Genomic DNA, 3,004 nt, shown 5'->3' with positions numbered 1-3,004 from the left:
CCCGCCGGCGACGCCCTGCCCACCCCCTCGGAAGCGGCCGAGGCACCGGGCAACGACGCCGGACCGCTGGAGCGCCTGCTCCACGACAAGGGCAAGCTCTCCCGCCTCGACTACAACGCCAACACCGACTGGTGGAACGCCTCACTCGGCATCGGCTTCGGTATCTCCGCCGGACAGATCACCGCGGGGTTCAAGCTCTTCGGCATCGACATCACGCACGAGGAGAAGAACCAGGCGATCACCGGCAACCCGACGTACGCCAAGGGCCCCAAGAACGGCGGCGCACGGGAGTGGGTCGAGTGGAAGAACTGCACCCAGACGAAGCCGATCGTGTAGGGCGTGCCTTTTGGATCAGGCCGGACCCCGGGTCCCGAGCGGGACGGGGCGCCGGGCGCGGAGCCGTCACGCTGCCGTGACGACCTCGTTAACCCCGCCCCTGGTGAGGAGACATCCGGCACCTCCGATGGCAAGATCTGCGCAACTCACAACACCCTGTGGGCTGTTGCCCGTTCCCGCGTTGTCCGTTCCCGCTTGGAGGCGTCTTGTCCCCGCGCACCGCGTTCGTGTTGCCTGTAGTAGCCACCGCCGCCGCCCTCGTCGCCATGACCGGATGCACGAGCACCGAGACCACCGGGTCGTCCGACGGCTCGAAGGTGGAGCTGGTGAAGTCCGGGAAGCTCACGACCTGTACCCATCTGCCGTACGAGCCCTTCCAGTCCCGCCAGGACAACAAGATCGTCGGCTTCGACGTGGACCTGGTGGATCTGGTCGCCAAGGAGCTCGACGTCACCCAGGAGATCGTGGACACGCCTTTCGAGGGCATTCAGACGGGCGAGGACCTCAACGCCCGTAAGTGTGACGTCGCCGCCGCCGGCATGACGATCACGCCCGTACGTGAGGAGAACCTGGACTTCTCCGCCCCCTACTTCGAGGCCACCCAGGCGCTCATCACCAAGAAGGGCGCCGGTTACGACTCGCTGGCGGGCCTGAAGGGCAAGAAGCTGGGCGTCCAGCAGGGCACTACCGGTGAGGAGTACGCGAAGAAGAACGGCAAGGGCGTGGAGACCGTCCAGTTCGAGGACCTGGCTCTGCTGCTCACGGCCGTGAAGACCGGCCAGGTCGACGCCGCCGTCAACGACAACGGTGTCCTCTTCGAGTACGTGCGCAAGAACCCGGACACCGAGGTCACCGCCGAGTTCGAGACCGGCGAGCAGTACGGAGTGGGGGTGCGCACCGGGAACGACGCGCTGCGCGCGGAGATCGACAAGGTGATCAAGGCGGCCCAGGCCGACGGCCGTTACGACGCCATATACAAGAAGTGGTTCCCCGCCGCCCCCAAGAGTTGAGGAGCCAGCACCGATGTCCATGTCCCGCCGACAACGGGTCCGCCTCGTCCGAAGTGCGCAGTACGCCGTCCTGGCCGTCGTGCTGGTCGTCGTCGCCCAGGCCGCCGACTGGGACGAGATCCAGCGGGCGTTCTTCGATGTCGAGGTCGCCAAGGCCCAGTTCCCCGACATCATCACGACGGCGCTGGTCAACACCGTCGTCTACACCTTGCTCGGCTTCGGGTTCGGGCTGGCGCTGGGGCTGCTGCTCGCGCTGATGCGGCTGTCACAGGTGCCGCCGTACCGCTGGCTGGCCATCGTCTACATCGAGTTCTTCCGGGGCGTTCCGGCGCTACTGGTCTTCATCGCCCTCGGGTTCGGTGTGCCGCTGGCCTTCCAGGTGGCGATCAACCAGTACGTGACGGTGATGCTGGCCCTGGGCCTGGTCGGCGCCGCGTACATGGCGGAGACGATCCGGGCGGGTATCCAGGCCGTGCCCAAGGGGCAGACGGAGGCGGCGCGTTCGCTCGGGATGTCGCAGAGCCGGGCGATGGTGTCGATCGTCATCCCGCAGGCCCTGCGGATCGTACTGCCGCCGCTGACCAACGAGTTGATCCTGCTGACGAAGGACTCGTCGCTGGTCTATCTGCTGGGTCTGTCCCTGTCCCAGTACGAGCTGGCCAAGTTCGGCCGGGACGCCCTGAACCAGAACCGCAGCCTGACCCCGATCCTCATCGCCGGTCTCTGCTATCTGGTCATCACCCTGCCGCTGGGTCATCTGGTCCGGCGGCTCGAAGCGCGTACGGCAAGGGCGAGGTGAGCGCGGTGGAGGAACCGGTGGAGCTGGACCGCGAGGCACCGGCCATCGAAGTGCGGGCTCTGCACAAGTCGTTCGGCTCGCTGGAGGTCCTCGCCGGCGTCGACTTCACGGTCGCGCGCGGCGAGGTGGTGTGCGTCATCGGCCCTTCGGGGTCCGGCAAGTCGACGCTGCTGCGCTGTGTGAACCGGCTGGAGGAGCCGACGTCGGGCACCATCCTGGTGGCGGGCGCCGAGGTCACCGACCCGGACGTGGACATCGACAAGGTGCGCCGCGGCATCGGGATGGTCTTCCAGTCGTTCAACCTCTTCCCTCATCTGACGGCTCTTCAGAATCTGACGCTTCCTCAGCGCCGGGTGCTGGGGCGCGACAAGGCGGAGGCGGCGCGGGTCGCCCGCGAGCGGCTGGCGCGGGTCGGTCTGACCGACAAGGAGTCGTCGTATCCCGCTCAGTTGTCCGGCGGGCAGCAGCAACGGGTGGCGATCGCACGGGCGTTGGCGATGGACCCGCGGCTGATGCTCTTCGACGAGCCGACGTCCGCGCTCGACCCCGAACTGGTGGGTGACGTCCTCGCGGTGATGCGCTCGCTCGCCGACGAGGGGATGACGATGCTCGTCGTCACGCACGAGATGAGCTTCGCCAGGGAGGTCGCAGACCGGGTCGTCTTCATGGACGGCGGGGTCATCGTCGAGGAGGGGCCCCCGGCCCAGGTGATCGGCGCCCCGAGCTATGCCCGCACCCAGTCCTTCCTCTCCCGCGTCCTCGACCCGGCCGCCGCCGGGCTGAGCGAGGGCAGGGCGCGGACCACGAAGGAGTAGCGGGACGGCAAGCGGCGCGGCCCCACGGTGAACTCCCGTGGGGC

The 3,004-nt window shown here is 67.9% G+C and carries 4 protein-coding genes; all 4 read left to right on the top strand.

Annotation, left to right across the window (positions count from 1 at the left end):
- A partial coding sequence (locus tag ACFWV8_RS38225) for a hypothetical protein (protein WP_384215085.1) occupies positions 1 to 336 on the top strand: 336 nt, incomplete at its 5' end.
- 206 nt (positions 337 to 542) lie between these two features.
- On the top strand, positions 543 to 1,346 hold the full coding sequence (locus ACFWV8_RS38220) for an ABC transporter substrate-binding protein (RefSeq protein WP_384215084.1): 804 nt from the start codon (positions 543 to 545) through the stop codon (positions 1,344 to 1,346).
- Positions 1,347 to 1,359: 13 nt separating this feature from the next.
- Positions 1,360 to 2,145, top strand: coding sequence for an amino acid ABC transporter permease (locus ACFWV8_RS38215; RefSeq protein WP_384215083.1), 786 nt, complete (start codon positions 1,360 to 1,362; stop codon positions 2,143 to 2,145).
- 5 nt (positions 2,146 to 2,150) lie between these two features.
- On the top strand, positions 2,151 to 2,960 hold the full coding sequence (locus tag ACFWV8_RS38210; protein WP_384215082.1) for an amino acid ABC transporter ATP-binding protein: 810 nt from the start codon (positions 2,151 to 2,153) through the stop codon (positions 2,958 to 2,960).
- Positions 2,961 to 3,004: the final 44 nt, after the last annotated feature.

The organism is Streptomyces sp. NPDC058665 (genome assembly GCF_042714995.1).
In the GTDB taxonomy this organism is placed as follows: domain Bacteria; phylum Actinomycetota; class Actinomycetes; order Streptomycetales; family Streptomycetaceae; genus Streptomyces.
The sequence above is the reverse complement of the archived record's forward strand: the minus strand, read 5'-3'. Positions and strand labels throughout refer to the sequence as shown.

Coding starts and splice junctions, on each gene's coding strand:
- ACFWV8_RS38215 (WP_384215083.1), top strand. CDS start 1,360: ATGTCCATGTCCCGCCGACAACGGGTCCGCCTCGTCCGAAGTGCGCAG.